This is a genomic window from Pseudomonas sp. NPDC089406, assembly GCF_044900265.1.
Lineage (GTDB): Bacteria > Pseudomonadota > Gammaproteobacteria > Pseudomonadales > Pseudomonadaceae > Aquipseudomonas > Aquipseudomonas fakonensis.
Genome location: NZ_JBJDNC010000040.1, coordinates 1 through 26,461, shown reverse-complemented (window position 1 = coordinate 26,461; position 26,461 = coordinate 1). Strand labels below are relative to the sequence as shown.

Annotated in this window: 24 protein-coding genes; 12 read left to right on the top strand and 12 right to left on the bottom strand. The window is 64.2% G+C overall.

Translation table 11 applies throughout. The features are described from left to right. Positions 1–3: 3 nt before the first annotated feature. Positions 4–381: a glutamine synthetase gene (locus ACI2KK_RS23380; RefSeq protein ID WP_369988830.1), complete on the bottom strand. Its 378-nt coding sequence runs from the start codon at positions 379–381 to the stop codon at positions 4–6. 115 nt (positions 382–496) lie between these two features. On the opposite strand from ACI2KK_RS23380, the gene zigA reads away from it, so the two are divergent. From zigA to ACI2KK_RS23365, 3 genes are all read left to right on the top strand, one after another. After that, complete coding sequence (gene zigA, locus ACI2KK_RS23375) at positions 497–1,705, top strand: zinc metallochaperone GTPase ZigA (protein ID WP_369988828.1); 1,209 nt, start codon at positions 497–499, stop codon at positions 1,703–1,705. Continuing rightward, entirely contained in the window at positions 1,702–2,334 is a 633-nt protein-coding gene (locus ACI2KK_RS23370) for a DUF1826 domain-containing protein (protein ID WP_404670800.1), read from the top strand. Before zigA ends, ACI2KK_RS23370 begins: the two co-directional genes overlap by 4 nt. Before the next feature lie 191 nt (positions 2,335–2,525). Continuing rightward, on the top strand, positions 2,526–3,497 hold the full coding sequence (locus tag ACI2KK_RS23365; RefSeq protein WP_404670799.1) for a CobW family GTP-binding protein: 972 nt from the start codon (positions 2,526–2,528) through the stop codon (positions 3,495–3,497). Here ACI2KK_RS23365 and ACI2KK_RS23360 read toward each other — a convergent pair whose 3' ends face one another. After that, positions 3,498–3,890, bottom strand: a complete 393-nt coding sequence (locus ACI2KK_RS23360; protein WP_404670798.1) for a DUF3301 domain-containing protein — start codon at positions 3,888–3,890, stop codon at positions 3,498–3,500. Between the two features lie 119 nt (positions 3,891–4,009). Between ACI2KK_RS23360 and pdxY the strand changes: the two genes are divergently transcribed. Beyond that, positions 4,010–4,882, top strand: a complete 873-nt coding sequence (gene pdxY, locus ACI2KK_RS23355) for a pyridoxal kinase PdxY (protein ID WP_404670797.1) — start codon at positions 4,010–4,012, stop codon at positions 4,880–4,882. A gap of 138 nt (positions 4,883–5,020) precedes the next feature. Here the strand turns inward: pdxY and ACI2KK_RS23350 are convergent, their stop codons facing one another. After that, positions 5,021–5,506, bottom strand: a complete 486-nt coding sequence (locus tag ACI2KK_RS23350) for an acyl-CoA thioesterase (protein ID WP_217841030.1) — start codon at positions 5,504–5,506, stop codon at positions 5,021–5,023. A gap of 324 nt (positions 5,507–5,830) precedes the next feature. Between ACI2KK_RS23350 and ACI2KK_RS23345 the strand changes: the two genes are divergently transcribed. After that, entirely contained in the window at positions 5,831–7,591 is a 1,761-nt protein-coding gene (locus ACI2KK_RS23345) for a cation:proton antiporter (protein WP_404670796.1), read from the top strand. Positions 7,592–7,828: 237 nt separating this feature from the next. Here ACI2KK_RS23345 and ACI2KK_RS23340 read toward each other — a convergent pair whose 3' ends face one another. The 3 genes from ACI2KK_RS23340 to uvrD all read right to left on the bottom strand — a co-directional run bounded on the left by ACI2KK_RS23340 (position 7,829) and on the right by uvrD (position 11,608). Then, the gene (locus tag ACI2KK_RS23340) at positions 7,829–8,236 is read right to left on the bottom strand and encodes an SMI1/KNR4 family protein (protein WP_217886974.1); all 408 of its coding nucleotides are present in this window, start codon (positions 8,234–8,236) and stop codon (positions 7,829–7,831) included. A 115-nt stretch (positions 8,237–8,351) separates the two neighbouring features. Further along, positions 8,352–9,200 carry a Tim44 domain-containing protein gene (locus ACI2KK_RS23335; protein ID WP_217841027.1) on the bottom strand — a complete coding sequence of 283 codons (849 nt, stop codon included), beginning with the start codon at positions 9,198–9,200 and terminating at the stop codon, positions 8,352–8,354. A gap of 224 nt (positions 9,201–9,424) precedes the next feature. Beyond that, positions 9,425–11,608: a DNA helicase II gene (gene uvrD / locus ACI2KK_RS23330; RefSeq protein WP_217841026.1), complete on the bottom strand. Its 2,184-nt coding sequence runs from the start codon at positions 11,606–11,608 to the stop codon at positions 9,425–9,427. A gap of 240 nt (positions 11,609–11,848) precedes the next feature. On the opposite strand from uvrD, the gene ACI2KK_RS23325 reads away from it, so the two are divergent. Beyond that, on the top strand, positions 11,849–14,725 hold the full coding sequence (locus ACI2KK_RS23325) for an EAL domain-containing protein (protein ID WP_404670795.1): 2,877 nt from the start codon (positions 11,849–11,851) through the stop codon (positions 14,723–14,725). Between the two features lie 21 nt (positions 14,726–14,746). Here the strand turns inward: ACI2KK_RS23325 and ACI2KK_RS23320 are convergent, their stop codons facing one another. Both ACI2KK_RS23320 and zwf read right to left on the bottom strand, forming a co-directional pair. Continuing rightward, complete coding sequence (locus ACI2KK_RS23320; RefSeq protein WP_217886977.1) at positions 14,747–15,064, bottom strand: hypothetical protein; 318 nt, start codon at positions 15,062–15,064, stop codon at positions 14,747–14,749. An 88-nt stretch (positions 15,065–15,152) separates the two neighbouring features. After that, positions 15,153–16,595, bottom strand: a complete 1,443-nt coding sequence (gene zwf / locus ACI2KK_RS23315) for a glucose-6-phosphate dehydrogenase (protein WP_404670794.1) — start codon at positions 16,593–16,595, stop codon at positions 15,153–15,155. Between the two features lie 103 nt (positions 16,596–16,698). Here zwf and hexR point away from each other — a divergent pair, with 103 nt between their 5' ends. Next, positions 16,699–17,565, top strand: a complete 867-nt coding sequence (gene hexR, locus ACI2KK_RS23310) for a transcriptional regulator HexR (protein WP_217841022.1) — start codon at positions 16,699–16,701, stop codon at positions 17,563–17,565. 190 nt (positions 17,566–17,755) lie between these two features. Then, entirely contained in the window at positions 17,756–17,974 is a 219-nt protein-coding gene (locus ACI2KK_RS23305) for a PA3496 family putative envelope integrity protein (RefSeq protein ID WP_369988813.1), read from the top strand. Here the strand turns inward: ACI2KK_RS23305 and ACI2KK_RS23300 are convergent. Further along, positions 17,916–18,878 (bottom strand): LysR family transcriptional regulator, encoded by a 963-nt coding sequence (locus ACI2KK_RS23300; RefSeq protein ID WP_404670793.1) that lies wholly within the window; start codon positions 18,876–18,878, stop codon positions 17,916–17,918. The genes ACI2KK_RS23305 and ACI2KK_RS23300 overlap by 59 nt on opposite strands. Positions 18,879–19,067: 189 nt before the next feature. Here ACI2KK_RS23300 and ACI2KK_RS23295 point away from each other — a divergent pair, with 189 nt between their 5' ends. Further along, a complete protein-coding gene (locus ACI2KK_RS23295) occupies positions 19,068–20,483 on the top strand; it encodes an acetyl-CoA carboxylase biotin carboxylase subunit (RefSeq protein ID WP_217886980.1) in 1,416 nt (471 codons plus the stop codon). An 11-nt stretch (positions 20,484–20,494) separates the two neighbouring features. After that, entirely contained in the window at positions 20,495–22,303 is a 1,809-nt protein-coding gene (gene oadA / locus ACI2KK_RS23290) for a sodium-extruding oxaloacetate decarboxylase subunit alpha (RefSeq protein ID WP_404670792.1), read from the top strand. 187 nt (positions 22,304–22,490) lie between these two features. On the opposite strand, the gene ACI2KK_RS23285 is transcribed toward oadA, so the two are convergent. Genes ACI2KK_RS23285 through ACI2KK_RS23275 form a run of 3 tightly spaced genes read right to left on the bottom strand, consistent with a single transcriptional unit; the run spans position 22,491 to position 24,256 of the window. Further along, positions 22,491–23,162, bottom strand: coding sequence for a GNAT family N-acetyltransferase (locus ACI2KK_RS23285; protein ID WP_404670791.1), 672 nt, complete (start codon positions 23,160–23,162; stop codon positions 22,491–22,493). A gap of 5 nt (positions 23,163–23,167) precedes the next feature. After that, positions 23,168–23,614, bottom strand: a complete 447-nt coding sequence (locus ACI2KK_RS23280; protein WP_404670790.1) for a GNAT family N-acetyltransferase — start codon at positions 23,612–23,614, stop codon at positions 23,168–23,170. Between the two features lie 12 nt (positions 23,615–23,626). Beyond that, positions 23,627–24,256 carry an FMN-binding negative transcriptional regulator gene (locus tag ACI2KK_RS23275; RefSeq protein ID WP_404670789.1) on the bottom strand — a complete coding sequence of 210 codons (630 nt, stop codon included), beginning with the start codon at positions 24,254–24,256 and terminating at the stop codon, positions 23,627–23,629. A gap of 90 nt (positions 24,257–24,346) precedes the next feature. On the opposite strand from ACI2KK_RS23275, the gene ACI2KK_RS23270 reads away from it, so the two are divergent. Beyond that, positions 24,347–25,879 carry a PLP-dependent aminotransferase family protein gene (locus tag ACI2KK_RS23270; RefSeq protein ID WP_404670788.1) on the top strand — a complete coding sequence of 511 codons (1,533 nt, stop codon included), beginning with the start codon at positions 24,347–24,349 and terminating at the stop codon, positions 25,877–25,879. A 386-nt stretch (positions 25,880–26,265) separates the two neighbouring features. Beyond that, the coding region (locus tag ACI2KK_RS23265; protein ID WP_404670787.1) for a hypothetical protein at positions 26,266–26,461 on the top strand (196 nt) is incomplete at its 3' end.

The following is a 26,461-nucleotide window of genomic DNA, read 5'->3' as shown; positions in this document are numbered from 1 at the left end:
GGCTTAGCGGCAACCGCCGACGAGGCTGCAGTGCAGATCGAAACGCTGGCCGCTGGAACTGGAGACGCGGTTGAGGGTGGTCCAGCCAATGCGCCGGCTGTAGCCGACCCAGGCCTCGCCGTCGCTGGCTAAACCTGTGAAGAAAGTCAGTGCGCCGTAACGGCTGTTGGTTTGTGCCCACAGGCGCTTGCCAGCGCTTTCGTAGCCGCGCAGGTAAAAGGTGCTGCCTTCGGTGCGCACGCTGTAGTAGTTGCCCTTGCTGTCCTGGCAGGCCAGCAAGGTGGCGCTGCGGGTGCACAGCGCCAGGTCGGTGCGCGGCATGGCCAACACCGGCAGGGGCAAGGTGATCGACAGCAGCGCCAATGCGCAGAACAGTTTCATGAATGACGCTCTCCGGGGCGACCGTTCGGTCAAGACGGCTTGGCGAAATTGTATTGTTATAATATAACATTGTGCAATGCATCGCTTCGAATGCGCCTGCCCGATGAGGTCCGTCATGCCCAACCGTCTTCCTGTCACCGTGCTGTCCGGCTTTCTCGGCGCCGGCAAGAGCACGCTGCTCAACCATGTGCTGCGCAACCGCGACGATTTGCGCGTCGCGGTCATCGTCAACGACATGAGCGAAATCAACATCGACGCCAGCGAGGTGCAGCGCAACGTCAGCCTGAACCGCGCCGAAGAAAAACTGGTGGAGATGAGCAACGGCTGCATCTGCTGCACCCTGCGCGAAGACCTGCTTGAAGAGGTGGCCCGGCTGGCGCACGAGGGCCGCTTCGACTACCTGCTGATCGAGTCCACCGGTATTTCCGAGCCGCTGCCTGTGGCCGAGACCTTCACCTTCCGCGACGAGCAGGGGCGCAGCCTGTCGGACATGGCGCGCCTGGACACCATGGTGACTGTAGTCGACGGCCTGAACTTCCTGCGCGACTACCAGGCCGCCGATAGCCTGGCCAGCCGCGGCGAAACCCTGGGTGAAGAGGACGAACGCTCCATCAGCGACCTGCTGATCGAACAGGTGGAGTTCGCCGACGTGCTGCTGCTTAGCAAGATCGACCTGATCAGCCAGCACGAACGCGAAGAGCTGACCGCCATCCTGCGCAGCCTCAACGCCCGGGCGCAGATCGTACCGATGGTGATGGGTGAGGTGGCGCTGTCGCGGATTCTCGACACTGGCCTGTTCGACTTCGACCAGGCGGCCCAGGCACCGGGCTGGCTGCAGGAGCTGCGCGGCGAGCACGTGCCGGAAACCGAGGAGTACGGCATTGCCGCCACCACCTGGCAGGCGCGCCGGCCATTTCACCCGCAGCGCTTCTTCGACTTTATCAACAGGCCGTGGAGCAATGGCCGCCTGCTGCGCTCCAAGGGCTTCTTCTGGCTGGCCAGCAAATACCAGGAGGCCGGCAGCTGGTCCCAGGCCGGCGGCATGATGCGCCATGGTCTGGCCGGGCGCTGGTGGCGCTTCGTACCTCGTGAGCAGTGGCCCCAGGATGAAGAAAACACCGCAGCGATTCTCAAGCAGTGGTCGGTGGAAACCGGCGACTGCCGGCAGGAGCTGGTGTTCATCGGCCAGAACATCGACTTTGCACAGTTATCCACAGAGCTGGATGCTTGCCTGCTCAGCGATGCGGAGATGGAGCTGGAACCAATGGCCTGGCTGCGCCTGCCCGACCCGTTCGGCCCCTGGGTCGAGGAGGCGGCGGCATGATGCTGGCGCGCCAGGTTGTGGATATCTGCCAGGTGCACGGCCCGTCGCCGCAGGTGATGACCGATATCTTGCGCGACGGCGTCAACCTGGCGGTGTGGCAGCGGCAGTTGCCGCCGCAGGTGGAGGATTTTGCCGCACTGGTACTCAGCCTGGGCCAGACCTTTGCCGACGAGCGGGTGGTCGACGTCGACGAGCGGCAACCGGTGCACTTGCCACAGCTGTTGCGCGAGGCGGCCGACCTGCATGGCTACGAAGGCTTCGTGGCGGATGTGGCGTGGCTGGTGGATGCCTATACCTGCCTGCTTGGGGCGCGGCGCATCGGTTTGCGCCTGCGGGTGCTGGAAGGCGCCATGTGCCCGCGTTTTCACGTGGACCATGTACCGCTGCGGCTGTTGAGTACCTATGGCGGGGTGGGCAGTGAATGGCTGGAAGAGGGGGTGATCGACCGCCAGCGCTTGCAGCACGATCAACCGCCTGTGGATAAAATCCGACACCTGGCAGTTGCGGACGTTGCCTTGCTCAAGGGTGAGAAGTGGCAGGGTAACGAGGGGTATGGGCTTATCCACAGGTCGCCGTTGACCCCTGTGGGTGAGCGGCGGTTGCTGCTGAGCCTGGATTGGCTGGCGTAACCTGAGTCTCGTGGGAGCAACTGTCTTGTACTGCCTGAACCGGCCTCATCGCCGGCAAGCCGGCTCCTACAGGTACGGCACTGGCCTGAAGCTTACGCAGTCCCTGTGGGAGCGGGCTTTGAACAGCATCGCGGGGCAAGCCCGCTCCCACGCTGTAGACTGGGCCTGAACTTCTTAGGCGATACGCAAGAATGCTCCACAACATCCCCACCCACCTTGTCGCTGGCCCCCTGGGCGCCGGCAAGACCAGCCTGATCCGCCAACTGCTGGCCCAGCGCCCGGTCAACGAGCGTTGGGCTGTGCTGATCAACGAGTTCGGCCAGATCGGTTTGGACGCCGCGCTGCTGGCGCGTGACGAAGACGGCATCGCCATCGGTGAGGTCGCCGGCGGCTGCCTATGCTGCGTCAACGGCATGCCGTTCCAGGTGGGGCTGGGGCGCCTGCTGCGCAAGGCGAAGCCGGACCGGGTGTTCATCGAGCCGTCCGGGCTTGGCCACCCCCGGCAGTTGCTGGAGCAACTGCAACAGGCGCCTTGGAAGGGCGTACTGGCGGTACAGCCCTTGCTGATGGTGCTGGATGCCCAGGCCCTGGCGCGTGGTGAGCGGTTACCTGAGGCGCAGCAGGCGGCATTGCCCGCCTGTGAATTGCTGGTTATCAACAAGTCGGCGGCTGTGGACAGCGCATCCCGCCTGTTGATAACTGCAAATCTTCCAGCTACTGAGGTGTTTTGGACGGATCAAGGCGCTTTGCCGTTGCCTCGGCTACCAGGTTTTTCCACAATCGGTGACGCCGAGGCAGCCATTTCCAGGCTGCCTGTGGACAAAAAACCTGCCGCCATGGCGGCCTTATGGACAGATACCACACAGCCGATCTGCCAGGCTCAGCAAGGTGAGGGCGGCTGGAGCGTGGGCTGGCGCTGGCACCCCAGCCAGTGCTTCGATAGCCAACGGTTGGCCGGGTTTCTGCAAGCCTGGCCATGGCGCCGGGCCAAAGGGGTTATCCACAGCGCACAAGGCTGGCAGTCGTTCAATGGCCTTGAAGGTGACTTTCAGTGGCAGACAAGCGAATGGCGCAAGGACTCACGCCTGGAGCTGATCTTCGACACTGCACAACCTTTGCCAGCGCTGCAGGCCGCCCTGGCAGCCTGCCGCCTGCAAGGCTGATCAGTTGCCCCAGCGGTTGTGCTCCTGGCGCCACTGCTGCATCTCGATCACGTTGTCGGTGCGTGGCGGGGTCTTGATCTCGAACGGGTAGGGCGCCAGCTCGATCTGCAGGGTGTGGGCGCCGAACTGGGTAACGGTGCCGGGGTGGCGCTGTTCACCGGTAACGGTGAACTCGAAGTTGTAGATGCGTGCCAGGCGCTTCTTGCCGTTGGCATCGCGCACGAAGCCGATACGCTTGAGCGCCACCGCATCGTCGAGCAGCTCCAGGTCGAGCTTGGCGCAATGCTGCTTGACCCGCGCCAGGGCTTTTTCGCGCAGCCCGTGGTTGTGCCACAGCCAGGCGCCTGCGGTCGCCACCAGCATCAGGACGAAGAGGTTTTCCAGGGTCAACATTTGGCTTAGCTCCAGACAGGTCGATCCAGCTTAACTGCGTCTCTGGCCTGTCGTACAGATGGCATTCGGGTTCATACTGCGCGCCGCACATTCGTTCAATGGTTTCGGAATTTTCCTGCATGAAACGCACGCCGCACCTGCTCGCCATCCAGTCCCACGTCGTCTTCGGGCACGCCGGCAACAGCGCCGCGGTGTTTCCCATGCAACGGGTGGGAGTGAACGTCTGGCCGCTCAATACCGTGCAGTTCTCCAACCACACTCAGTATGGACAGTGGGCAGGTGAAGTGCTTGCCCCGGCGCAAATTCCTGCGTTGGTGGAAGGCATTTCCAATATCGGTGAACTGGGCCACTGCGATGCGGTGCTGTCGGGCTACCTGGGCAGCGCCGAGCAGGGCCGGGCGATCCTCGCCGGCGTGGCGCGCATCAAGGCCGCCAACCCACGGGCGCTGTACCTGTGCGACCCGGTCATGGGGCATGCCGAGAAGGGCTGCATCGTACCGGCCGAGGTGGGGGAGTTTTTGCTCGACGAAGCGGCGGCGCGGGCCGACATCCTCTGCCCCAACCAGCTGGAGCTGGACAGCTTCTGCGGGCGCCGCGCGCAGTCGCTTGAAGACTGTGTGGGTATGGCCCGCAGCCTGCTGGAGCGCGGGCCGCAGGTGGTGCTGGTCAAGCACCTGAACTACCCCGGCCGCGCCGACGACACCTTCGAGATGCTGCTGGTGACTGCCGAGGGCAGCTGGCACCTGCGTCGGCCACTGCTGGCCTTCCCGCGCCAGCCGGTGGGGGTGGGTGACCTGACCTCGGGGCTGTTCCTGGCCCGTGTGCTGTTGGGGGACAACTGGCTGCAGGCGTTCGAGTTCACGGCATCTGCGGTGCATGAGGTGCTGCTGGAAACCCAGGCCAGCGCCAGCTACGAGCTGCAGCTGGTGCGGGCCCAGGACCGCATCGCCCATCCGCGGGTGCGGTTCGAGGCGCAGCGGCTGGCAGTTTAACAGCGGGCCCTGTAGGAGCGGCCTTGTGTCGCGAAAGGGCCGCACAGCGGCCCCGGCATTTCATGCGGCGAAGCTGAAAATCTGGGGCCGCTTCGCGCCCCTTTCGCGACACAAGGCCGCTCCTACAGTGGACCGGCTTCAGATCGAATCGGTCTTGAGGTTCTGGTAGCGCTCTTCCAGCTCCTGGCGGATCTGCCGACGCTGCTGGCCTTGCAGGAAGCGGCGCTTCTCCTCGCTGCTGTGCGGCTGGCGCGGCGGTACCGGCACCGGGCGGCGGTTGTCGTCCACGGCCACCATGGTGAAGAAGCAGCTGTTGGAATGGCGTACCGAGCGCTCGCGGATGTTTTCGGTCACCACCTTGATGCCCACCTCCATCGAGGTGTTGCCGGTGTAGTTCACCGAGGCCAGGAAGGTCACCAGCTCACCCACGTGCACCGGTTCGCGGAAGATCACCTGGTCCACCGACAGGGTCACGCAGTAGCTGCCGGCATAGCGGCTGGCGCAGGCATAGGCGACTTCGTCGAGGTATTTGAGCAGCGTGCCGCCGTGTACGTTGCCAGAGAAGTTGGCCATGTCCGGTGTCATCAGGACGGTCATCGACAACTGGGCGTTTCCAGGTTCCATAGTGAGCTCACGGTGTGGTTGCGCTGAAACGGGGCGGGTATCTGCTGACACTTCTGTTCCCCTCTTTGAGGTTTCCCATCCTGGTACGGGACGTCGCCTGACGCTCCATCGTCACGCCGATTCTGCCATCGGCGCCGCTGCGGTTGCCGATCTGTTTCCATATATTGCACGGACGATGTGCGGCAAGGCGCGATGTTAACCTGACAGCGCCCATGCAACGTGGGCTTTTCCATCTATCACTACAGTATGTGCCTGCTTCGGTTGTCAGCGTTTTCTGGCAGAGGAGCGGTTCGCCCCGTGCATCGAGACAAGGAGTATCACGCCATGCATGCCATCAGCTTCATCCAGGACCTGGCCGTGATCATGCTGGTCGCCGGTGTGGTGACCATCCTCTTTCATCGTCTCAAGCAGCCCGTGGTGCTGGGCTACATCGTCGCCGGCTTCATCATCGGCCCGCACACCCCGCCGTTCGGCCTGATCCACGACGAAGACACCATCAAGACCCTGGCCGAACTCGGGGTGATCTTCCTGATGTTCTGCCTGGGCCTGGAGTTCAGCCTGCGCAAGCTGTTCAAGGTGGGGGCTACGGCGTTCATCGCGGCGTTTCTGGAAATCGTCCTGATGATCTGGATCGGTTTCGAGATCGGCCGCTGGTTCGGCTGGAACACCATGGACTCGCTGTTCCTCGGCGCCATCCTGGCCATCAGCTCGACCACCATCATCGTCAAGGCGCTCAACGACCTGAAGATGAAGAACGAGCGCTTCGCGCAACTGATTTTCGGTGTGCTGATCGTCGAGGACATTCTCGGTATCGGCATCATCGCCCTGCTGTCGGGCATCGCCGTCAGCGGCACGGTGAGCTCGGGCGAGGTGTTCTCCACCGTGGGCAAGCTGTCGCTGTTCATGATCGTCGCGCTGGTCATCGGTATCCTGCTGGTGCCGCGGCTGCTGGCCTACGTGGCCAAGTTCGAAAGCAACGAGATGCTGCTGATCACCGTGCTGGGGCTGTGCTTCGGCTTCTGCCTGCTGGTGGTCAAGCTTGAGTACAGCATGGTGCTGGGGGCCTTCCTGATCGGCGCGATCATGGCCGAGTCGCGCCAGTTGCTGAAGATCGAGCGGCTGATCGAGCCGGTTCGCGACCTGTTCAGCGCCATCTTCTTCGTTGCCATCGGCCTGATGATCGACCCCAGCATCCTGGTCGAGTACGCCTGGCCGATCGTGGTCATTACCCTGGCCGTGGTGCTGGGCAAGATGCTTTCCTGCGGCTTGGGCGCGTTCATTGCCGGCAATGACGGGCGCACCTCGCTGCGGGTGGGCATGGGGCTTTCGCAGATCGGCGAGTTCTCGTTCATCATCGCCGCGCTGGGCATGACCCTGCAGGTGACCAGCGATTTCCTCTACCCGGTGGCCGTGGCGGTATCGGCCATCACCACGCTGCTGACGCCTTACCTGATCCGCGCCGCCGACCCGCTGTCGATCAAGCTCGGCAAGGTGGTGCCTAGCCGCCTGTCGCGGGTGCTGTCGCTGTATGGCGAATGGCTGCGCAACATCCAGCCCCAGGGTGAGGGGGCGATGCTGGCGGCGATGATCCGGCGCATCCTGTTGCAGGTGGGGGTAAATCTTGCGCTGGTGATCGCGATCTTCTTCAGCGGTGGTTATTTTGCCGGGCGCATCGGTGAATGGCTCAGTGAGTGGGTGGCCGATGGTGGCCAGCAGAAGGCGTTGATCTGGGGCGCGGCATTGCTGCTGTCGCTACCTTTCCTGATTGCTGCGTACCGCAAGCTCAAGGCGCTGTCGATGCTGTTGGCGGAGATGGGGGTCAAACCGGAGATGGCCGGGCGGCATACCCAGCGTGTACGGCGGGTGATTGCCGAGGTGATCCCGCTGCTGTCGCTGCTGGTGATCTTCCTGCTGCTGTCGGCGTTGTCGGCCAGCATCCTGCCCACCAGCGAACTGCTGCTGGTGATCGTGGTAGTGGCGGCAGTGGTGGTGGCGTTGCTTTGGCGCTGGCTGATCCGCGTGCATACCCGCATGCAGGTGGCGCTGTTGGAGACGTTGGAAAACAGCCGCGATCATTCGCACTGAAGAGGGCGCCTTCTGCGCAAGATTTCACCGTCGTCCGAGGGGATGGAGCGGTAGCGATGTCGCCAGGCGCAGAAAGCTTGGCGATTTTAAGCACTTTAATGGCATAGGGCCATGATTTTTCCTGCGCCCGATTCCCTGTGTAGGAGCCGGCTTGCCGGCGATAGGGCCATGTGCTCTTTCGACAGGTCCGGCCAAATCGCCGGCAAGCCGGCTCCTACAAGGGATATGAAAACGGGCTCAGCTTTCCAGCCAGACGTCCCGCACCCAGTGCCACACCGATTCCCAGCTTTCTTCGGTGACGATCTCTTCCTCGCCGGACCACAGCACCACGGTGCCGTCTTCCTCTACGCAGTAGTAATCGTCGCCGTCCTGGCAGATCGGGATCAGGTCGCGGGGTACGCCGGCATCCCAAGCGTTGGCCGCCACGTCCGGCAGGTAGGTGTGCGATTGCGGGTCGGTGACGGTCACCGGCTCCAGCGAGCCGTAGATCACGTCGCTGACGGTGAGCAGGTATTCCTTGAACACAAATGGAATGTTGATGAACAGCTGTTCCTCGATCTCCACCAACTGATCTTCATCGGGAAGCTCCAGCGGCACCGGTACCGGCTCGTTTGCTTCACGGAGTTGCTCGATCACTTCTTCCACGGTTCACATCCTCTAGCCTTGATGACAACGCTGCGCGTTATACCCTAGTAGCCGACTGTGGCAAAAGCAAAAACCCCGGGCCAGGGCCCGGGGTTTTGTGTACAGCGTGCGGTTATCAGTCGTTTTGACGGATACCGGCCACCAGCCAAGGCTGGTTTTCGCCCTGGGCGCGAACCATGTGCCAGCTTTCGCTGAAGGCTTCGCCCTGGTCGAAGCGCGAGGTCTTCGACACGCCACGGAAGGTCAGGGTGGCGTCGGTGTGGTTGGCGCGATCTTCTACGCCGTCCAGCTGTACGTCGAGGTTGTCGATGTAGGTGGACTGGAAGCCGTCGCCCAGCTCGGCGCGCTCACGCTTGAGGAACTCGAGCATTTGCGGGGTGACGAACTCGGAGATCTTGTCCATCTCGTTGGCGTCCCAGTGCTGCTGCAGGGTCTGGAAGTGCGAACGGGCGGCTGCCAGGAAGCTGGCTTCGTTGAACCAGGCCGGTGCATTGACCGTTGGCGAAGGGGCAGCAGCGGCGGAGCCACCGAAGATCGACTGTGGGGCAGCCTGCGGCTGGGCTTCACGCTGGTACGGGGCGTGGCCGGCGGCAGCGTGCTGCGGCTGCTGCTGGCGACGACGCGCGGCGATGAAGCGGAACACCAGGAAGGCGATCAGGCCCATGATCAGGAAGTCGAGGATCTGCATACCCTGGAAGCCGTCGCCCATGAACATGGAGGCCAGCAGGCCACCGGCGGCGATGCCGGCCAGCGGGCCCAGCCAGCGCGAAGCACCGCCAGCGGCGGCCGGCGCGCGGCCCGGTGCGGTCGGGGCAGCAGCAGGGGTAGTCGGGGATGCCTGGCGAGTCTGGTGCATAGGCGCGGCGCCCGAGCTCTTGCCGCCACCGAAGCGCTTGGCGTTGGCGTCGAGGCTCAGCGTCAGGCCGACGCAGAGCGCCAGAGCGATGCTAAGAAAACGTTGCATAAGTTGGGGGTTCCCATTTTGTGGATTGCACGCGCGTCATGGTGCACATGAAGCAGCAGACATGACCAGCGACAAGATGTTTCGAGCTTTTGCCTGAATGGTGAAGGAAAAGGCGACTTGTGTTGCGGGCAAGGGCCCTATCGCCGGCAAGCCGGCTCCTACATATCTGTAGGAGCCGGCTTGCCGGCGATAGGGCCGGTAAAGGCAGTACGAGGCAGTTTCCCCTACAAGGCCTCGAGCTTGGCGTAGCCAAGCATCAGCCACTTGCTGCCTTCGTCGAAGTTCACCTGCACCCGGGCCTGGGCGCCGGAGCCTTCGAAGTTGAGGATCACGCCCTCGCCGAACACCGCATGCTGCACGCGCTGGCCAAGGTTGAAGGCGGTCTGCGGAATGTTGGCATTGGCGAACAGGCTGCTGGCCGGCGCCTTGGCGCCGCCGAACGGGCGGCTGACGGTGTTGGACAGGCGCACTTCCTGAACCAGCCCGGCCGGGATCTCGCGTACGAAGCGCGACACCTTGTTGTAGGTTTCGCTGCCGTACAGCCGGCGGGTCTCGGCGTAGGTCATGATCAGCTGGCGCATGGCCCGGGTGATGCCGACGTAGGCCAGGCGGCGTTCCTCTTCAAGGCGGCCGGGCTCTTCCAGGCTCATCTTGTGCGGGAACAGCCCCTCTTCCATGCCCACCAGGAACACGTAGGGGAACTCCAGGCCCTTGGCGCTGTGCAGGGTCATCAGCTGGATGCTGTCTTCGTGCTCGTCGGCCTGGGTGTCGCCGGCCTCGAGCGAGGCGTGGCCGAGAAACGCCGACAGCGGCGACAGGTCGGCGTCTTCTTCGCTGGTTTCGAAGTTGCGCGCGGCGCTGACCAGTTCCTCAAGGTTTTCTACCCGGGCCTGGCCTTTTTCGCCTTTTTCTTCCTGGTGGTAGATGATCAGCCCGGACTGCTCGATGACCGTCTGGGTCATCAGGTGCAGCGGCATGTCGGCGACCTTGCTGGCGAGGTTCTCGATCAGCTCGATGAACGCACCCAGGGCGCTGGCGGCGCGGCCCTTGAGAGCCTTGGCGGCCAGCAGCTGGCACATGGCCTGCCACATCGACAGCTGCGCGTGACGGGCGTGGTCGCGGATGGCTTCGACGGTTTTTTCGCCGATGCCGCGTGGCGGCACGTTGATCACCCGCTCCAGTGCGGCGTCGTTGCCGCGGCCCTCGAGCAGGCGCAGGTAGGCCATGGCGTTCTTGATTTCGGCGCGCTCGAAGAAGCGCTGGCCGCCATAGATGCGGTACGGAATGCGTTCGCGCAGCAGCGCTTCTTCAAGCACCCGTGACTGGGCGTTGGAGCGGTACAGGATGGCGATTTCGTTGCGCGCATTGCCCTGCTTGACCAGGCTTTCGATGGTCTCGACCACGTAGCGCGCTTCGTCGTGCTCGTTGTAGGCGGCGTACAGCGTCAGCGGCTCGCCTTCGCCCATGTCGGTCCACAGCTCCTTGCCCAGGCGCCCGCTGTTGTTGGCGATCAAGGCGTTGGCGGCCTTGAGGATGCCGCCGGTGGAGCGGTAGTTCTGCTCCAGGCGGATCATCTCGGCGTCGGGGAAGTCTGCCGTGTACTGGTGAATGTTCTCGATCTTGGCGCCGCGCCAGCCGTAGATCGACTGGTCGTCGTCGCCCACCGCCATCAGGCTGCGCCCGCCGGCACCGAGCAGACGCAACCAGGCGTACTGCACGGCGTTGGTGTCCTGGAACTCGTCCACCAGAATGTGCTGGAAGCGGCGCTGGTAGTGCTCCAGCAAACCGGGCTGGTCGCGCCACAGGTCGAGGGCTCGCAGCAGCAGTTCGGAGAAGTCGATGACCCCGGCACGTTCGCAGGCCTGCTCGTAGTTGGCGTAGATGTCGCGCATGGTGCCCAGGAACAGGTCGCCGCCGGCCTGGATATGGCGCGGGCGCAGGCCTTCGTCCTTCTGCCCGTTGATGAACCATTGGGCCTGGCGGGCCGGCCATTTTTGCTCGTCCAGGCCCATTTCGCGCATGACCCGCTTGATCAGGCGCTGCTGGTCGTCGCTGTCGAGAATCTGGAAGTTCTGCACCAGCCCGGCTTCCTGCCAGTGCGCGCGCAGCAGGCGGTGGGCCAGGCCGTGGAAGGTGCCCACCCACATGCCGGCCGGGTTGATGCCCAGCAGTTGCTCGATACGCTGGCGCATCTCGGCAGCGGCTTTGTTGGTAAAGGTCACCGACAGGATCGAGTGCGGCGAGGCCCCTTCAACCTGGATCAGCCAGGCGATGCGGTGCACCAGCACGCGGGTCTTGCCGGAGCCGGCGCCGGCCAGCACCAGTTGGCGCCCCAGCGTGGCCGCTACGGCCTGGCGTTGGGCGTCGTTGAGGGAGTTCAGCAGGAGGGAGAGGTCATCGGTATGCATCCGCGCATTCTAGGGCCGCGCGGGGGGCAGGGGCAAACGCCCGCCGTGCAAATCGCCGGCGGGCTTGTTGACCGTTCATCGGCAAGCACGGCGCTGCCGCGTGGTTGAGCGGTCGCAGTACGACGCACAAGACATTTTCGAAATCATGACGCAGAGCAGTTTGGTCCGGGGCGACGCTTGTGTATTCTCCCAGCACATTTGCGGTCAGCCATAACAAGAACACAACAAGAAACCAGCCATATGACCCAGGAATGCAGGGCGATCGGAGCATCGCCGCAGGCGTTACGTAGCGTTCGCAGGCAATTTGCCACGGAACTGTCGATCGAGCGCACCCGCCTGCTTTATCAGGGCTCGCTGCTGCCCACACTGTTCATGCTGCTCAACGGCCTGCTTTGCGCCTGGCTGTTGTGGAGCCCTGCGCGCTATTTGCTGGTGAGCGTGTGGATGGTCTGGCTGCTGGCGCTGGTGGCGCTGCGGGTGATCCAGGTGGCGGCGTTCGAGGCCGCTACCCCTTTGCGCCAGGCCATGCCCAGCTGGCGGCGCATGTTCCTGTTCGGCTCGGGGTTCAGCGGGCTGACATTGGCCAGCGCTGCGATCGCTCTGGTGCCTGTGGATAACTTCGTACAGCAAGCCTGGGTATTCGGCTTGCTGGGGGCGGCGGCGCTCTCGGCCAGTGTCGCCTATGCGGTCAGCCTGCCGGCCTTTCTGAGCTTTGCCTTGCCCTGCCTGCTGCCGCCGACCCTGTTCCTGTTCGTCTATGACGCCGGCCAGCAGCGAGGCTGGGGCTGGCTTGGGCTGATCCTGCTGGGGGCGTTGATGGTGGTGGCCTGGCAGGTCAACCGCCTGATCGAGCGCGGCCTGCTGCGGCGCTTCCAGAACCAGGCACTGATCGAGCACCTGCAGACTGCCCAGCGCCACGGCGAAGACCTCAACCACCAGCTCAGCGGCGAAGTGCGCCAGCGCCGTCAGGCCGAAGAAGAGCTGCGCAAGGCCCATGCCGGGCTCGAACAGCGCGTGGCCCAGCGCAGCCACGAGCTGGACCTGGCCAACCAGGCCTTGAGCAAGAGCGAACAGCGCCTGGCCCTGGCCCTGGAAGCCAGTGAGCTGGGGTTATGGGACTGGAACCTGGCCAGCGACGAAGTGCACCACACGCAGTTGCACGCGCTGTTCGGCCTGGATGCCGAGCAGGTCCGCTCGGTGCGTGGCGACCTCAAGCCGCGCCTGCACCCCGACGACCTGCCGCTGCTGCGCCGCACCCTGGTCGAGCACCTCAAGGGCCGTACCGAGGATTACCGGGTGGAGTACCGGGTGCGCCATGCCCAGGGCCACTGGTGCTGGATCGAGGACCGCGGCCGGGCCGTGGAGCGCGACGCCGGGGGCAAGGTGCTGCGCATGCTCGGCACCCGCCGCGATATCACCGCGCGCAAGCTTCAGGAAGAGCAGCAGCGCCTGGCCGCCACGGTGTTCGAGGCCGCCAGCGAAGGCATTGCCATTCTGGATGCCGACTATGAGCTGCTGGCGGTCAACCAGACCTTCTGCGATGTCACCGGCTACGGTCGCGCCGAACTGATCGGGCGCAATGCCCTGGAGCTTTCGTGCAGCCGCGACGCCCGCCGCCACAGCCAGGCCATCGATCAGGCCCTGGAGCAGCAGGGCCGCTGGCAGGGCGAGCTGGTCGAGGCGCGCAAGAACGGCGAGCTGTACCCGCAGTGGCTGCAACTGAACAGCGTGCGTGACGCCCGTGGCCGCATCGCCAGCATTGTCGGCTTCTATACCGACCTGTCGGCGCGCCGCGAGTCGGAGGAGCGCTTGCGCTACCTGGCCCATTACGACGACCTCACCGGGCTGGCCAACCGCGCGCTGTTCCGCCTGCGCCTGCACGAAGGCGCCCAGCGCATGCGCCTGAACGGGCGCAGCCTGGCGTTGCTGCATGTCGACCTGGACCGCTTCAAGCTGCTCAACGAAAGCCTTGGCCACGAACTGGCCGACCAGTTGCTGAAGAAGATGGCCCAGCGCATCGCCAACGCCGTGCCCGAGGCCGACACCGTGGCGCGGCTGTCGGGCGACGAGTTCGCCATCCTGTTCGACGGCTACACCAACCTGTCCAGCCTGGTGCGGGTCACCACGCGCCTGCTCGACAAACTGCGGGTGCCGCAGCGCCTCGGTAGCCACGAAGTGGTGATCAGCGCTTCGGTGGGCATCAGCCTGCTGGCTGACGGCAACTTCGACCTGAACGCGCTGGTCAGCCAGGCCGACATGGCCAAGCAGCACGCCAAGCACCTGGGTGGCGACAACTTCCAGTTCTACACCGAGAGCCTGCGCGCCAGCACCCTGGAGCGGCTGCAACTGGAGAACCAGTTGCGCAAGGCCATCGACGAGGGGCAGTTGCTGGTCTACTACCAGCCCAAGCTGTGCCTGCGCACCGGCCAGCTGCATGCCGCCGAGGCGCTGGTGCGCTGGCAGCACCCGGAGCTGGGCATGGTGCCGCCGGGGGAGTTCATCGGGCTGGCGGAAGAAACCGGGCTGATTGCGCCCATGGGCGAGTTCGTGTTGCGCCAGGCGTGCTGGCAGGCCTGCCAGTGGCGGCGCCAGGGGCTGGAGATTCGCGTGTCGGTCAACCTGTCGGTGTACCAGCTGCGCCAGGGCAAGCTGGTCAGCCTGGTGCGCCAGGTGCTGGGGGAGTCCGGCCTGCCGGCGCACCTGCTGGAGCTGGAACTGACCGAGAGCCAGTTGCTCGACAGTGTCGAGCACATCATCGCCACCTTCGAGCAGTTGCATGCGCTGGGGGTGAAGCTGGCCATCGACGATTTCGGCACCGGCTATTCGTCGCTCAGCTACCTCAAGCGCTTCCCGGTGGACTACGTGAAGATCGACCAGGCGTTCATCCGTGGCCTGCTCGAGGGTAGCCAGGACGCGGCGATCACCCGGGCGATCATCGCCATGGCCAAGAGCCTGCGCCTGCAGGTGGTGGCCGAAGGGGTGGAAACCCCGGAGCAACTGGCGTTCCTGCGCGAGCATGGCTGCGATGAGGTGCAGGGCTACCTGATCAGTCGTCCGGTGGACCCTGCCGCATTCGAGGCCTTGTTGCAGCGGCCGCCGAGTTACCTGAACGGCTGAGCGGCGGGCGCCTCAGGCCGGTCAGTAGGTGTCGATGATGTCGGTGATGCTGGTGATCAGCTTACGGTCGTGGATGATCTCCACCTTGGGGATATTGCTGTGATCGCCCGGCATCTGGAACGCCACAACTTTTTCGGTTACCACCTGTGGGTAGATGCCGTCCTGCTCCTGCAGCTTGAGTTCCAGCCGCAGGTTGAAAGACCGGTCCTGCAGGCCGGGCATGCTCAGCACAGGTTCGATGCCCGGGTGGGCTACACACACCGTGCCGTATACGCGAAAACAGGCGTTGCCCGGCATCTTGTCGTTCTGGGCGACCCAGCCTTTGGTTTCGATGGTCATGTTGAAAGTCTCCTGAGTGCGGCGCGGAATGCGCCGCTACAGGGGCTAGCTTCAGGTGCTGGCGCCATCCAAGGCAGCATGAAGCCTTTCAGCCATGCCACTTTCTACCCTGGTGGGCGAGCAGGCTGTTGGCCTGCTCGGGCCCGTTGCTGCCGGCGGGGTAAGGGCGCGGCGCCTGGAAGTGCTCCTCCCAGCCCTGCACGATCGGGTCGATCCAGGCCCAGGCCGCCTCGACCTCGTCGCGGCGCATGAACAGCGTCGAGTCACCCTCCAGTACATCCAGCAACAGGCGCTCGTAGGCCTCCCAGCGGCGGGTCTGGGCGAATGCCTGGGCCAGGTTCAGGTCCAGCTCCACAGGGGCCAGGCGCATGCCCTTGCCGGGGCTCTTGGTCATCATGCGCAGGCTGATGTGCTCGTCCGGTTGCAGCTGGATCAGCAACTGGTTGACCTGGCCGCCGTTGAACAGCTCATGGGGCACCGGCTTGAACTGGATGACGATCTGCGAGGAGCGCCGCGCCATGCGCTTGCCGGTGCGCAGGTAGAACGGCACGCCGGCCCAGCGCCAGTTGTCGATGTGTGCCTGCACAGCGACGAAGGTCTCGGTGTCGCTGTCGTTGTCGACGTCTTTTTCGAAGTAGTAGGCCGGCACTTCCTGGCCGCCGATCTTGCCTGCGTGGTACTGGCCGCGCACGGTCTTGTCCTGCACGTCCTGGCCGGTGATGGGTTTGAGCGCGCGCAGGATCTTGACCTTTTCATCGCGCACCGCCTCGGCCTCGAACTGCGCCGGCGGCTCCATGGCCACCAGGCACAGCAGCTGCAGCAGGTGGTTCTGCAGCATGTCGCGGGTGGCGCCGGCGCGGTCGTAGTAGCCGCCGCGGTTTTCCACGCCCAGGGTTTCGCAGACGCTGATCTGCACATGGTCTACCTGGCTGTTGCGCCATACCGGCTCGAGCAAAGCGTTGGCGAAGCGCAGGGCCATGAGGTTCTGCACGGTCTCCTTGCCCAGGTAATGGTCGATGCGAAACACCTGGGGCTCATCGAACACCGCGCCGATCGCCTCGTTGATGGCAGTGGCCGACTCCAGCGAATGGCCGATGGGCTTTTCAAGCACGATACGCGCCTCGCTGTCGACCAGCCCGGCAATGCGCAGGTGGTTGGCGATGGGCACGAAAAGCGTAGGCGCGGTGGCCAAGTAGTAGATGCGCGTCAGCCCTCCAGGCTCGCCCAGATAGCGCGCCAGGCGGCCGAAATCGCCACTTTGCGAGGCGTCCATGGGGAAGTAGTCGAGTCGCGCCGAAAAGCGTTGCCACACTTCTTCGTCGAAGTCCTGACGGGCGATCTGCGCCCGGCAGTGGCGCTCGGCAAGCCTGACGTAGTCGTTGCGCGGCAACGGCCGGCGGGCCAGGGAGATGATCCGCACAGCGTTGTGCAGGCGGTCCTCGCGATACAGGTGGTACAGCGCCGGCAGCAGCTTGTGCAGGGCCAGGTCGCCCGTGCCGCCGAAGACCAGAATGTCGCAAGGAATAGTCAAACCGCCACTCTCCACGTTCGTTTAACTGGGCGGGTTGGCAAGCATGTAGTATAACTACAAGAAAGCTACATCCCGGCCAGCCGATCATAACCGAGTCCAGCCTGTGAATCTGTTGCAACATATCGCCCAATCGCGCCACCTGCTGCGCAAATCGGAATTGAAAGTAGCCGACCACGTGCTGCTGGACCCGGCTGCGGTCATGCACAGTTCGATGGCGGACCTTGCGCACAACGTCGGTATCAGCGAGCCGACCATCGTGCGTTTTTGCCGGGCGATCGGCTGTTCGGGCTTTCAGGACCTCAAGCTCAAGCTGGCGCAGAGCCTGGCCGCAGGCGCCAGTTTCGGCCAGTTCGCCATCCATGAAGACGACTCGGTCGCCGACTACAGCCTGAAGATCTTCGACACCACCCTGCACACCCTGATGGAGGTGCGCGAGCACCTCGACCCGTTGGCGTTGCAGCAGGCGGTGAGCGCCATGTCCCAGGCGCAGCGCGTGGAGTTCTACGGCTTTGGTGCCTCGGGTGCGGTGGCTGCCGACGCCCAGCACAAGTTCTTCCGCCTGCTGCTCAGCGCGGCGGCGTACTCCGACCCGCACATGCAGGCCATGTCGGCGGTCACCTTGAAGCCTGGCGACGTGGCGGTGTGCATCTCGCAGTCGGGTCGTTCCAAAGACCTGCTGATCACCGCCAACCTGGTGCGTGAAAGCGGCGCCAACCTGATCACCCTGTGCCCCAGCCAAACCCCGCTGGCGGAGCTGTCGACGGTGAACCTGGCCATCGACGTGCACGAGGACACCGAGATCTACACCCCGCTGACCTCGCGTATCGCCCATCTGGTGGTGATCGACGTGCTGGCCATGGGCGTGGCCATGGCCCGCGGGCCGAGCCTGGTCAATCATCTGAAGAGCGTGAAGCGCAGCTTGCGCAGCCTGCGTTTGTCGCCCAAGTCGATCAAGGCTACCGACGACTGATCTGCAGCGCCTTTTCGGGCCCTATCGCCGGCAAGCCGGCTCCTACAAAGATCACCTGTAGGAGCCGGCTTGCCGGCGATAGGGCCCGAAAAGGCTGCGAAACTTCACCAATCTGTCACCATTCCACCGCCAAATCGTAAACCGCCGAAGCCACCCTGAAACTCCCCGCATCCTATCTGGGAGACAGGCAATGGCTCACGATCACGACGGTTCGTACCAACCTAACGCCAAGGCTCGCAAGCAGCAGGAAAAGGACCAGCGCCGCATGGAGTTTCGCCGCGCCATCGAAAGCTACTGCGACCAGCGCCAGCTGCTGCGCGAACTCGCCGACTACCCCGACCTGCAAGCGGTCACGGTGTGGCAGGTGTCGGCGGCAACTTCCCCGAGAAACGCTCCCCAAGCCCGCTGATCTGCGCACGTTCGCCGCGGATGAACGCCTGGAAGGCCAGGGCCACCGGTGACTGGCGCTTGCTCCTGGACTGCACCAGGCACCAGCTGCGGTACAGCGGCAGCTCCTCCACCGGCAGCTCTTTGAGCACGCCGGTGGCCAGCTCCAGGTTGACCGCGTGGCGGGTCAGCAGGGCGATGCCAAGGCCGGCCACCACGCACTCACGCTGCGAATCGGTGGAGGCCACCTCCAGCGTCTGGGTGAAGTGCACGCGCTTGTCCTTGAAGAACTCCTCGCAGGCCTTGCGCGTGCCCGAACCTTGCTCGCGTACCAGCAGCGTATGAGGCTCCAGGTCTTGCAGGCGCAACTTATCGAGCTTGCACAGCGGGTGCTCGGGCGGCGCCACGGCGACGATCGGGTTGTTCAGAAACGGCAAGAACTCCAGGCCCATGTCCTGGGGCACCATCGACATCACCGTAAGGTCGTCGCGGTTGTCGGAAAGGCGCCGGATCGCCTGGGCGCGGTTGACCACGGTGAGCGTGAGGTTGACCTCCGGGTGACGCTGCTTGAAGGCGGCGAACAGGTGTGGCACGAAGTACTTGGCGCTGGACTCGATCGCCAGTTTCAACTGCCCCTGCAGTGAGCCCTGCATGTCCGACAGCTGCATGTCGAGGTTCTCCAGGCGCCCGAAGATATCCCGGCTGGCGCGCTGCAGCGCTTCGGCGGCTTCGGTCAGGTAGAGCTTCTTGCCGACGTACTCGAACAGCGGCTGGCCCACCAGCTCCTCGAGCTGGCGGATCTGTAGACTTACGGCGGGTTGCGTCAGCGCCATCTCTTCGGCCGCCCGGCTGTAGGAGCGCAAATCGCACACCTCGTTGAACACCTGCAATTGACGCAAAGTCATACGCATCAATGACTTACGCATTTTTATCCCGCCATCGGCAATACCTTGTTACTCAACTATAAGCTTTTGCTTATGCAGCCTCTAACAAATATTGATTTTTGTTTATCGACCTTCAGCGCTAGGGTGACTGTGCGACTGGCCAGCAACGTCTGGTCACGCGCCGACCGGTAGAACCGGATCGTCTGTTCCTACGGCTTTGGGAAGAATCCAGTGATAAAAAAAATCCTGATCGCCAACCGGGGTGAAATCGCAGTCCGAATCGTGCGGGCCTGCGCCGAGATGGGCATTCGCTCTGTTGCGATCTATTCCGACGCCGACCGGCACGCCTTGCACGTCAAGCGCGCCGACGAGGCCTACAGCATCGGTGCCGAGCCCCTGGCCGGCTACCTGAACCCGCGCAAGCTGGTGAACCTTGCTGTGGAAACCGGCTGTGACGCCCTGCACCCGGGTTACGGTTTCCTGTCGGAAAACGCTGAACTGGCAGAAATCTGCGCCGAGCGCGGGATCAAGTTCATCGGCCCGGCCGCCGACGTGATTCGCCGCATGGGCGACAAGACCGAGGCCCGCCGCACCATGATCGCGGCCGGTGTACCGGTTACCCCCGGCACCGAAGGCAACGTTGCCGACATTCACGAAGCCCTGAGCGAGGGCGAGCGCATCGGTTACCCGGTGATGCTCAAGGCCACCTCCGGGGGTGGCGGGCGTGGTATCCGCCGCTGCAACAGCCGTGAGGAACTGGAACAGAACTTCCCGCGGGTCATCTCCGAAGCTACCAAGGCCTTTGGTTCGGCCGAAGTGTTCCTGGAAAAGTGCATCGTCAACCCCAAGCACATCGAGGCGCAGATCCTCGGTGACAGCTTCGGCAACGTGGTGCACCTGTTCGAGCGTGACTGCTCGATCCAGCGCCGCAACCAGAAGCTCATCGAGATTGCCCCAAGCCCGCAGTTGACCCCCGAGCAGCGCGCCTACATCGGCGACCTGGCCGTACGCGCAGCCAAGGCGGTGGACTACGAGAACGCCGGTACCGTGGAGTTTCTGCTCGCCGATGGCGAGGTGTACTTCATGGAGATGAACACCCGGGTGCAGGTGGAACACACCATCACCGAAGAGATCACCGGCATCGATATCGTCCGCGAGCAGATCCGCATCGCTTCGGGCCTGCCGCTGTCGATCAAGCAGGAAGACATCCAGCACCGCGGCTTCGCCCTGCAGTTTCGTATCAACGCCGAAGACCCGAAGAACAACTTCCTGCCCAGCTTCGGCAAGATCACCCGTTACTACGCCCCGGGCGGCCCGGGCGTGCGCACCGACACGGCGATCTACACCGGCTACACCATCCCACCGTTCTACGACTCCATGTGCCTGAAGCTGGTGGTCTGGGCGCTGACCTGGGAAGAAGCCATGGACCGCGGCCTGCGGGCCCTGGACGACATGCGCGTGCAAGGGGTGAAGACCACCGCCGCGTACTACCAGGAAATCCTGCGCAATCCGGAATTCCGTAGCGGCCAGTTCAACACCAGCTTCGTCGAAAGCCACCCCGAACTGACCAACTACTCGATCAAGCGCAAACCCGAAGAGCTGGCCCTGGCCATCGCCGCCGCCATCGCCGCCCACGCAGGCCTGTGAGGAACCGAATAATGTCCAAGAAAATCTTTGTTACCGACACGATCCTGCGCGACGCCCACCAGTCCCTGCTGGCCACCCGCATGCGCACCGAAGACATGCTGCCGATCTGCGACAAGCTCGACCAGGTGGGCTACTGGTCGCTGGAAGTCTGGGGCGGCGCCACCTTCGACGCCTGCGTGCGCTTCTTGAAGGAAGACCCGTGGGAGCGCCTGCGCAAGCTGCGCAACGCACTGCCCAACACCCGCCTGCAGATGCTCCTGCGCGGTCAGAACCTGCTGGGCTACCGCCATTACAGCGACGACGTGGTCAAGGCTTTCGTCGCCAAGGCCGCGGTCAACGGCATCGACGTGTTCCGCATCTTCGACGCCATGAACGACGTGCGTAACCTGCGCGTGGCCATCGAGGCGGTGAAAGCCGCCGGCAAGCACGCCCAGGGCACCATCGCCTACACCGTCAGCCCCGTGCACACCATCGACGCCTTCGTCGCCCAGGCCAAGCAGATGGAAGCCATGGGCTGCGACTCGATCGCGATCAAGGACATGGCCGGCCTGCTGACCCCGTTCGCCACCGGCGAGCTGGTACGGGCGCTGAAGGCCGAGCAGTCGCTGCCGGTGTTCATTCACTCCCACGACACCGCCGGCCTGGCTGCCATGTGCCAGCTCAAGGCTGTGGAAAACGGTGCCGACCACATCGACACCGCCATCTCCAGCTTTGCCTGGGGCACCAGCCACCCGGGCACCGAGTCGATGGTCGCCGCGCTCAAGGGCAGCGAGTTCGACACCGGCCTGGACCTGCAGCTGCTGCAGGAGATCGGCCTGTACTTCTACGCCGTGCGCAAGAAGTACCACCAGTTCGAGAGCGAGTTCACCGCCGTGGATACCCGCGTGCAGGTCAACCAGGTGCCGGGCGGGATGATTTCCAACCTGGCCAACCAGCTCAAGGAGCAAGGCGCGCTCAACCGCATGAACGAAGTGCTGGCGGAGATCCCGCGGGTACGTGAAGACCTCGGCTTCCCGCCGCTGGTAACCCCCACCTCGCAGATCGTCGGCACCCAGGCGTTCTTCAACGTGCTGGCCGGCGAGCGCTACAAGACCATCACCAACGAGGTGAAGCTGTACCTGCAAGGCGGCTACGGCAAGGCCCCGGGCGTGGTCAACGAGCAACTGCGCCGCCAGGCCATCGGCAGCGAAGAGCTGATCGACGTGCGCCCGGCCGACCTGCTCAAGCCGGAAATGGCCAAGCTGCGTGCCGACATCGGCGCCCTGGCGCGCAGTGAAGAAGACGTGCTGACCTTCGCCATGTTCCCGGACATCGGGCGCAAGTTCCTCGAAGAGCGTGAAGCCGGCACCCTGGCCCCCGAAGCCCTGCTGCCGATCCCGGAAGCCGGCGCCGTGGCCTCGGCCGGTGGTGAAGGCGTGCCGACCGAGTTCGTCATCGACGTGCACGGCGAAACCTACCGCGTCGACATCACCGGCGTGGGCGTCAAGGCCGAAGGCAAGCGCCACTTCTACCTGTCCATCGACGGCATGCCGGAAGAAGTGGTCTTCGAGCCGCTCAACGAGTTCGTCGGCGGCGGCAGCAGCAAGCGCAAGCAAGCCAGCGCGCCGGGTCACGTCAGCACCACCATGCCGGGCAACATCGTCGATGTGCTGGTCAAGGAAGGCGATGTGGTCAAGGCCGGCCAGGCGGTGCTGATCACCGAAGCCATGAAGATGGAGACCGAGGTGCAGGCGGCCATCGCCGGCAAGGTCGTGGCCATCCACGTGGCCAAGGGCGACCGGGTCACCCCGGGCGAGATCCTGATCGAGATCGAGGGCTGATTAGCAGGCCCTCATCTGCAAGCGGTTAACCTCTGGGGAGCGAATGCTCCCCTTTTTTTTGTGTTGGATTTTCCGGCCTCTTCGCGGGCAAGCCCGCTCCCACAGGGATCGCGCCAAGCCTGAGAGCAGCGCGGTACCTGTGGGAGCGGGCTTGCCCGCGAAGAGGCCGGAAGTTCCAGCAAATCGTTCAGCCTTTGCGGCATGCCTCGAGCGTCTCTATCTGACCTTCTGGCTGTTGGTTTGCATCACTCAACCAGCGCTCGAACCCCGCTGCCACCGCCGGCCACTCGCCATCGGTGATCGAATACCAGGCGGTGTCGCGGTTACGGTCCTTCACCACCATGTGCTGGCGGAACACCCCTTCAAAGGCGAAACCGAAGCGCTCGGCAGCGCGCTTGGAGCGGGCGTTGGCGTCATTGCACTTCCACTCAAGGCGGCGGTTGCCCAGCTCGAAGCCCAGCTTGCCCAGCAGGTACACGGCCTCGGTGCCTTTCGGGGTGCGCTGCATGGCCGCGCCAAAGGCGATGTGGCCGATTTCGAAGCGGCCCTGCTCGGGCACGATCGACATGTAGCTGAGAATGCCTTGCACCTGGCCGCTGGTGCGGTCGATGACGCTGTAAAACAGCGGGTCGCGCCCGGCTGCGTTGCCTTCGAGCCAGCGGTCGAAGCTTGCGCGCTCGCTGAACGGGCCATAGGGCAGGTAGTCCCACAACAGCGGGTCGCAGCCCCGGCCTTGCAACACCTCCCAGAGGTCGTCGCCATGGCGCGCCGGGTCGAGTTTTTCCAGGCGGATGAAACGCCCGTCGAGGGGCTCGGCATCGGGCGTGCCGGCCGGCTTCCAGTTCAGTGCTTCAGTCATGTGCCTTACAACCCTTTGCGAAATTGAATGAAGCCGGGGCGCTCGGCAACCTGCTCATACAGGCTGATGGCGGTGGCGTTGGTCTCGTGGGTCAGCCAGTGCACCTTGATGCAGCCGTCAGCCTTGGCCGTGGCGTACACGTGCTCGATCAGCTGGCGGCCGATGCCCAGGCCACGTACCTCGCTGTTCACATACAGGTCCTGCAGGTAACAGGAATTCTCGATGCTCCAGTTGGAACGATGGTAGATGAAGTTGACCATGCCCACCGCCTGGCCATCGACCCAGGCCAGGGTCGAGTGAGTGGGCTCGTTCGGGTCGAGCAGGCGTTGCCAGGTGCTGAGGCTGACGGCTTCGGCCAGTTCGGTCTGGTAGAAGCGCAGGTAGGCCTGCCACAGGGCAAGCCAGGCGGCGTGGTCTTCGGCGCTGACGGGGCGCAGGGTGATGTTGGGCATGGGCTTGTTCCTTCAGAGGTGGCGCATTTGCGCCGCCAGTTGGTTGTCGAGGTAATCGGGGCTGGCGGCCAGGCCCTCACGCACGCCGGCAATATCCTGCGCCGAGCGGTTCTGGCTGAGCTTGCGCGCGCCTTGCAGGCGGGCGATGGGCAGGCGGACGCCGACGATGGCGCGCAGCATGCCTTCGAGGTAATCCGCTGGCGCGTCGGCGACTTGCCAGGGTTTGTCGCGGCCCTGTTCGTGGCGCTCGGTCAGGCGGCTGACGATGTCCAGCAGCGGCGCTGCTTCGTGGATGACCTCGGCCGGCCCGTAGGCGTGCACGGCGGTGTAGTTCCAGGTGGGCACCACCTGGGGGTTGTCGGCCTTGCTCGGGTAGAAGCCTGGGCTGACGTAGGCGTCGGCGCCGGGGAATACCAGCAGCGCCTCGGCGCCGCGCTCCAGGTCCTGCCACTGGCGGTTGGCCCGGGCCAGGTGGGCGTAAACGGTGCCGAATTCGCCTTCGTCGGTGGCTACCAGCACCGGCAGGTGGGTGGCCAGCAGGCCCTGCTCGCCATGGCTGACCAGCATGGCCAGGCGGGTGTCGAGCATGTGCCGGTGCAACGCTTCAACGTTGTGTTCCTGATGGGGTTTGCTGTTGTACATGCCGGTGTTCCTTGTGCTGTGGCTCCATCCTAGGCAGGCTATTGGCTCTGTGTAAGAGCCATTCATGACTGTTTTCATAGGTCCAATGCCATGAGCGAGCACACCCACGCGTTGCCCTTCGACCCGGCCGGTATCACCCTCGACCGCCGCCGTGGCCTCAGCCAGCAGCTGTATCAGGCGTTGCGCGCGCGGGTACTGGATGGCCGCCTGGGCAGCGGCACACGGCTGCCGGCCACCCGTGACCTGGCGTTGGTGCTGGGTTTGTCGCGCAACAGCGTGGTGCGTGCCTACGACCAGCTGTACGCCGAAGGCTTCATCGAAAGCCGGGTGGGCGACGGCACTTATGTAAGCCAGCTACCAAAACTATCCACACAACTATCCACAGGGTTATCCCGTGGGTTATCAACAGAGTTATCCACATTTCAGGCTTCTGATACTGAGGATTCATCCAGTTCAGAGGCCTCCAGCGAGCCTTTGCAGCGCCTGAAAAACCATCACTTACCGCTGCCTCGCACGGGCGCGCCACGCGCATTTCGGGTGGGAGTGCCGGCCTTCGATCTGTTCCCTTTCGACGTGTGGGCCAAGCTGCAAGCGGGTTTCTGGCGAAACCCCGATGCTGCGCTGCTTGGCTACGGTGACCCGGCAGGGGAGTTGCCCCTGCGTGAATTGATCGCCACCTACCTGCGCCGCTCCCGCGGCCTGACTTGCAGCGCTGAACAAATTGTGATCACCAGTGGCGCACAGCAGGCCATCAGCCTTTGTGCACAGCTGCTGTTACAGCCCGGTGACGGTGTGGCTGTGGAAAACCCTGGCTACCGCGCGGCCGGCAATGCCTTCGCCATGGCCGGTGCCCAGCTGCGCGGCGTACTGGTGGACGACGAGGGCATGGATTGCGCGCGGCTGGCCGGGTTGAGCGACTGCCGGGTGGCCTACGTCACCCCGGCGCACCAGTACCCCACCGGGGTGACCATGAGCCTGGCCCGGCGCCTGGCGCTGCTGGCCTGGGCCGAGCGCCAGGAGGGCTGGGTGATCGAGGACGACTACGACGGCGAGTACCGCTACAGCGGCGCGCCACTGGCGCCGCTGGCCGCGTTGGACCGCCAGGGCCGGGTGTTGTACGTCGGCACTTTCGGCAAGGTTGCCTTCCCCGCCTTGCGCCTGGGCTACCTGGTGTTGCCGCGGCGCCTGGTGCAGGCCTTCAGCCAGGGCCGTGCTTTGACGGTGCGCCATTCAGAGGTGAGCACCCAGTGCGTGATGGCCGAGTTCATGGCCCAAGGGCACTTCCAACGGCATATCCGGCGTATGCGTAAAGCCGCGCTGAGCCGGCGCAACGTGCTCAAGGCCGGGTGGCCTGCGGAGGTTGCCGGGCTGGGGGCAATGCCGGAGGTGGCGGCGGGGCTGCATGTAAAGGTGGCTGTGGATAACTTTGCCCGGGAGCAGGAGCTGGTGGCGCGGGCTGAGGCGGCTGGGGTGGAGGTCAACCCGTTGAGCGGTTACTGGTTGCCGGACAGCGAGGTGCCTGTGGATGAAAGGGCGGGGCTGGTGCTGGGGTTTGCGGCGGTGCCGGAGGGGCAGATTGCCGAGGCGTTGATGCGCTTGCGCAAGGCTTGGCGCAAAGGGTAGGGCTGCCGGCCTCTTCGCGGGCAAGCCCGCTCCCACAGGTAACGCGCAGGCCGCAAACCTGCGTTGTTCTGTGGGAGCGGGTTCACCGGAGTGCCGGACCACCGCGAACACCGGCAAAGCCGGTGCCATATATCGCGTTGCTTGCTTCGCGGCTAAAGCCGCTCCCACAGGGCCTGCATAAGCTTCAGGCCAGTGCCGTACCTGTAGGAGATCACCCAGCCCTTCGGGCTGCGCTGTCGCGCAGAGAACTGGGCACGAGCCCGCCGCGGTACCTGTGGGAGCGGGCTTGCCCGCGAAGCAGGCGACGCGGTGTCTGGCACCGGCTTCGCCGGTGTTCGCGGGCAAGCCCGCTCCCACGGGCCCCTGCTAAATCAATGAGTTGTAGTTTGTTCTATGAGAGCCGGCTTGCCGGCGATGAGGCCGGTTCAGGCAGCACAAGGCAGTTGCTCCCACAGGTGCTGCGCTTGCTTGAGCTTTTGCGCAATCCTGGACTGCCCCCAAAAAGTTGGACAGCTCTAGGCAGCAGCCTGAGTCCTGTACTCAACAGGGCTCAGGCCATTAAGCCTCAGCTTGATACGGTCA

Excerpts from the sequence above, each read along its gene's own strand:
- pdxY (WP_404670797.1), top strand. The coding sequence starts at position 4,010 with ATGAAACGCACGCCGCACCTGCTCGCCATCCAGTCCCACGTCGTCTTC.
- ACI2KK_RS23325 (WP_404670795.1), top strand. The coding sequence starts at position 11,849 with ATGACCCAGGAATGCAGGGCGATCGGAGCATCGCCGCAGGCGTTACGT.
- ACI2KK_RS23345 (WP_404670796.1), top strand. The coding sequence starts at position 5,831 with ATGCATGCCATCAGCTTCATCCAGGACCTGGCCGTGATCATGCTGGTC.
- ACI2KK_RS23300 (WP_404670793.1), bottom strand. The coding sequence starts at position 18,878 with ATGCGTAAGTCATTGATGCGTATGACTTTGCGTCAATTGCAGGTGTTC.
- ACI2KK_RS23335 (WP_217841027.1), bottom strand. The coding sequence starts at position 9,200 with ATGCAACGTTTTCTTAGCATCGCTCTGGCGCTCTGCGTCGGCCTGACG.
- ACI2KK_RS23305 (WP_369988813.1), top strand. The coding sequence starts at position 17,756 with ATGGCTCACGATCACGACGGTTCGTACCAACCTAACGCCAAGGCTCGC.
- zigA (WP_369988828.1), top strand. The coding sequence starts at position 497 with ATGCCCAACCGTCTTCCTGTCACCGTGCTGTCCGGCTTTCTCGGCGCC.
- uvrD (WP_217841026.1), bottom strand. The coding sequence starts at position 11,608 with ATGCATACCGATGACCTCTCCCTCCTGCTGAACTCCCTCAACGACGCC.
- ACI2KK_RS23275 (WP_404670789.1), bottom strand. The coding sequence starts at position 24,256 with ATGTACAACAGCAAACCCCATCAGGAACACAACGTTGAAGCGTTGCAC.
- ACI2KK_RS23380 (WP_369988830.1), bottom strand. The coding sequence starts at position 381 with ATGAAACTGTTCTGCGCATTGGCGCTGCTGTCGATCACCTTGCCCCTG.
- ACI2KK_RS23350 (WP_217841030.1), bottom strand. The coding sequence starts at position 5,506 with ATGGAACCTGGAAACGCCCAGTTGTCGATGACCGTCCTGATGACACCG.
- ACI2KK_RS23285 (WP_404670791.1), bottom strand. The coding sequence starts at position 23,162 with ATGACTGAAGCACTGAACTGGAAGCCGGCCGGCACGCCCGATGCCGAG.
- ACI2KK_RS23270 (WP_404670788.1), top strand. The coding sequence starts at position 24,347 with ATGAGCGAGCACACCCACGCGTTGCCCTTCGACCCGGCCGGTATCACC.
- ACI2KK_RS23360 (WP_404670798.1), bottom strand. The coding sequence starts at position 3,890 with ATGTTGACCCTGGAAAACCTCTTCGTCCTGATGCTGGTGGCGACCGCA.
- ACI2KK_RS23320 (WP_217886977.1), bottom strand. The coding sequence starts at position 15,064 with ATGACCATCGAAACCAAAGGCTGGGTCGCCCAGAACGACAAGATGCCG.
- ACI2KK_RS23370 (WP_404670800.1), top strand. The coding sequence starts at position 1,702 with ATGATGCTGGCGCGCCAGGTTGTGGATATCTGCCAGGTGCACGGCCCG.
- oadA (WP_404670792.1), top strand. The coding sequence starts at position 20,495 with ATGTCCAAGAAAATCTTTGTTACCGACACGATCCTGCGCGACGCCCAC.
- ACI2KK_RS23365 (WP_404670799.1), top strand. The coding sequence starts at position 2,526 with ATGCTCCACAACATCCCCACCCACCTTGTCGCTGGCCCCCTGGGCGCC.
- ACI2KK_RS23280 (WP_404670790.1), bottom strand. The coding sequence starts at position 23,614 with ATGCCCAACATCACCCTGCGCCCCGTCAGCGCCGAAGACCACGCCGCC.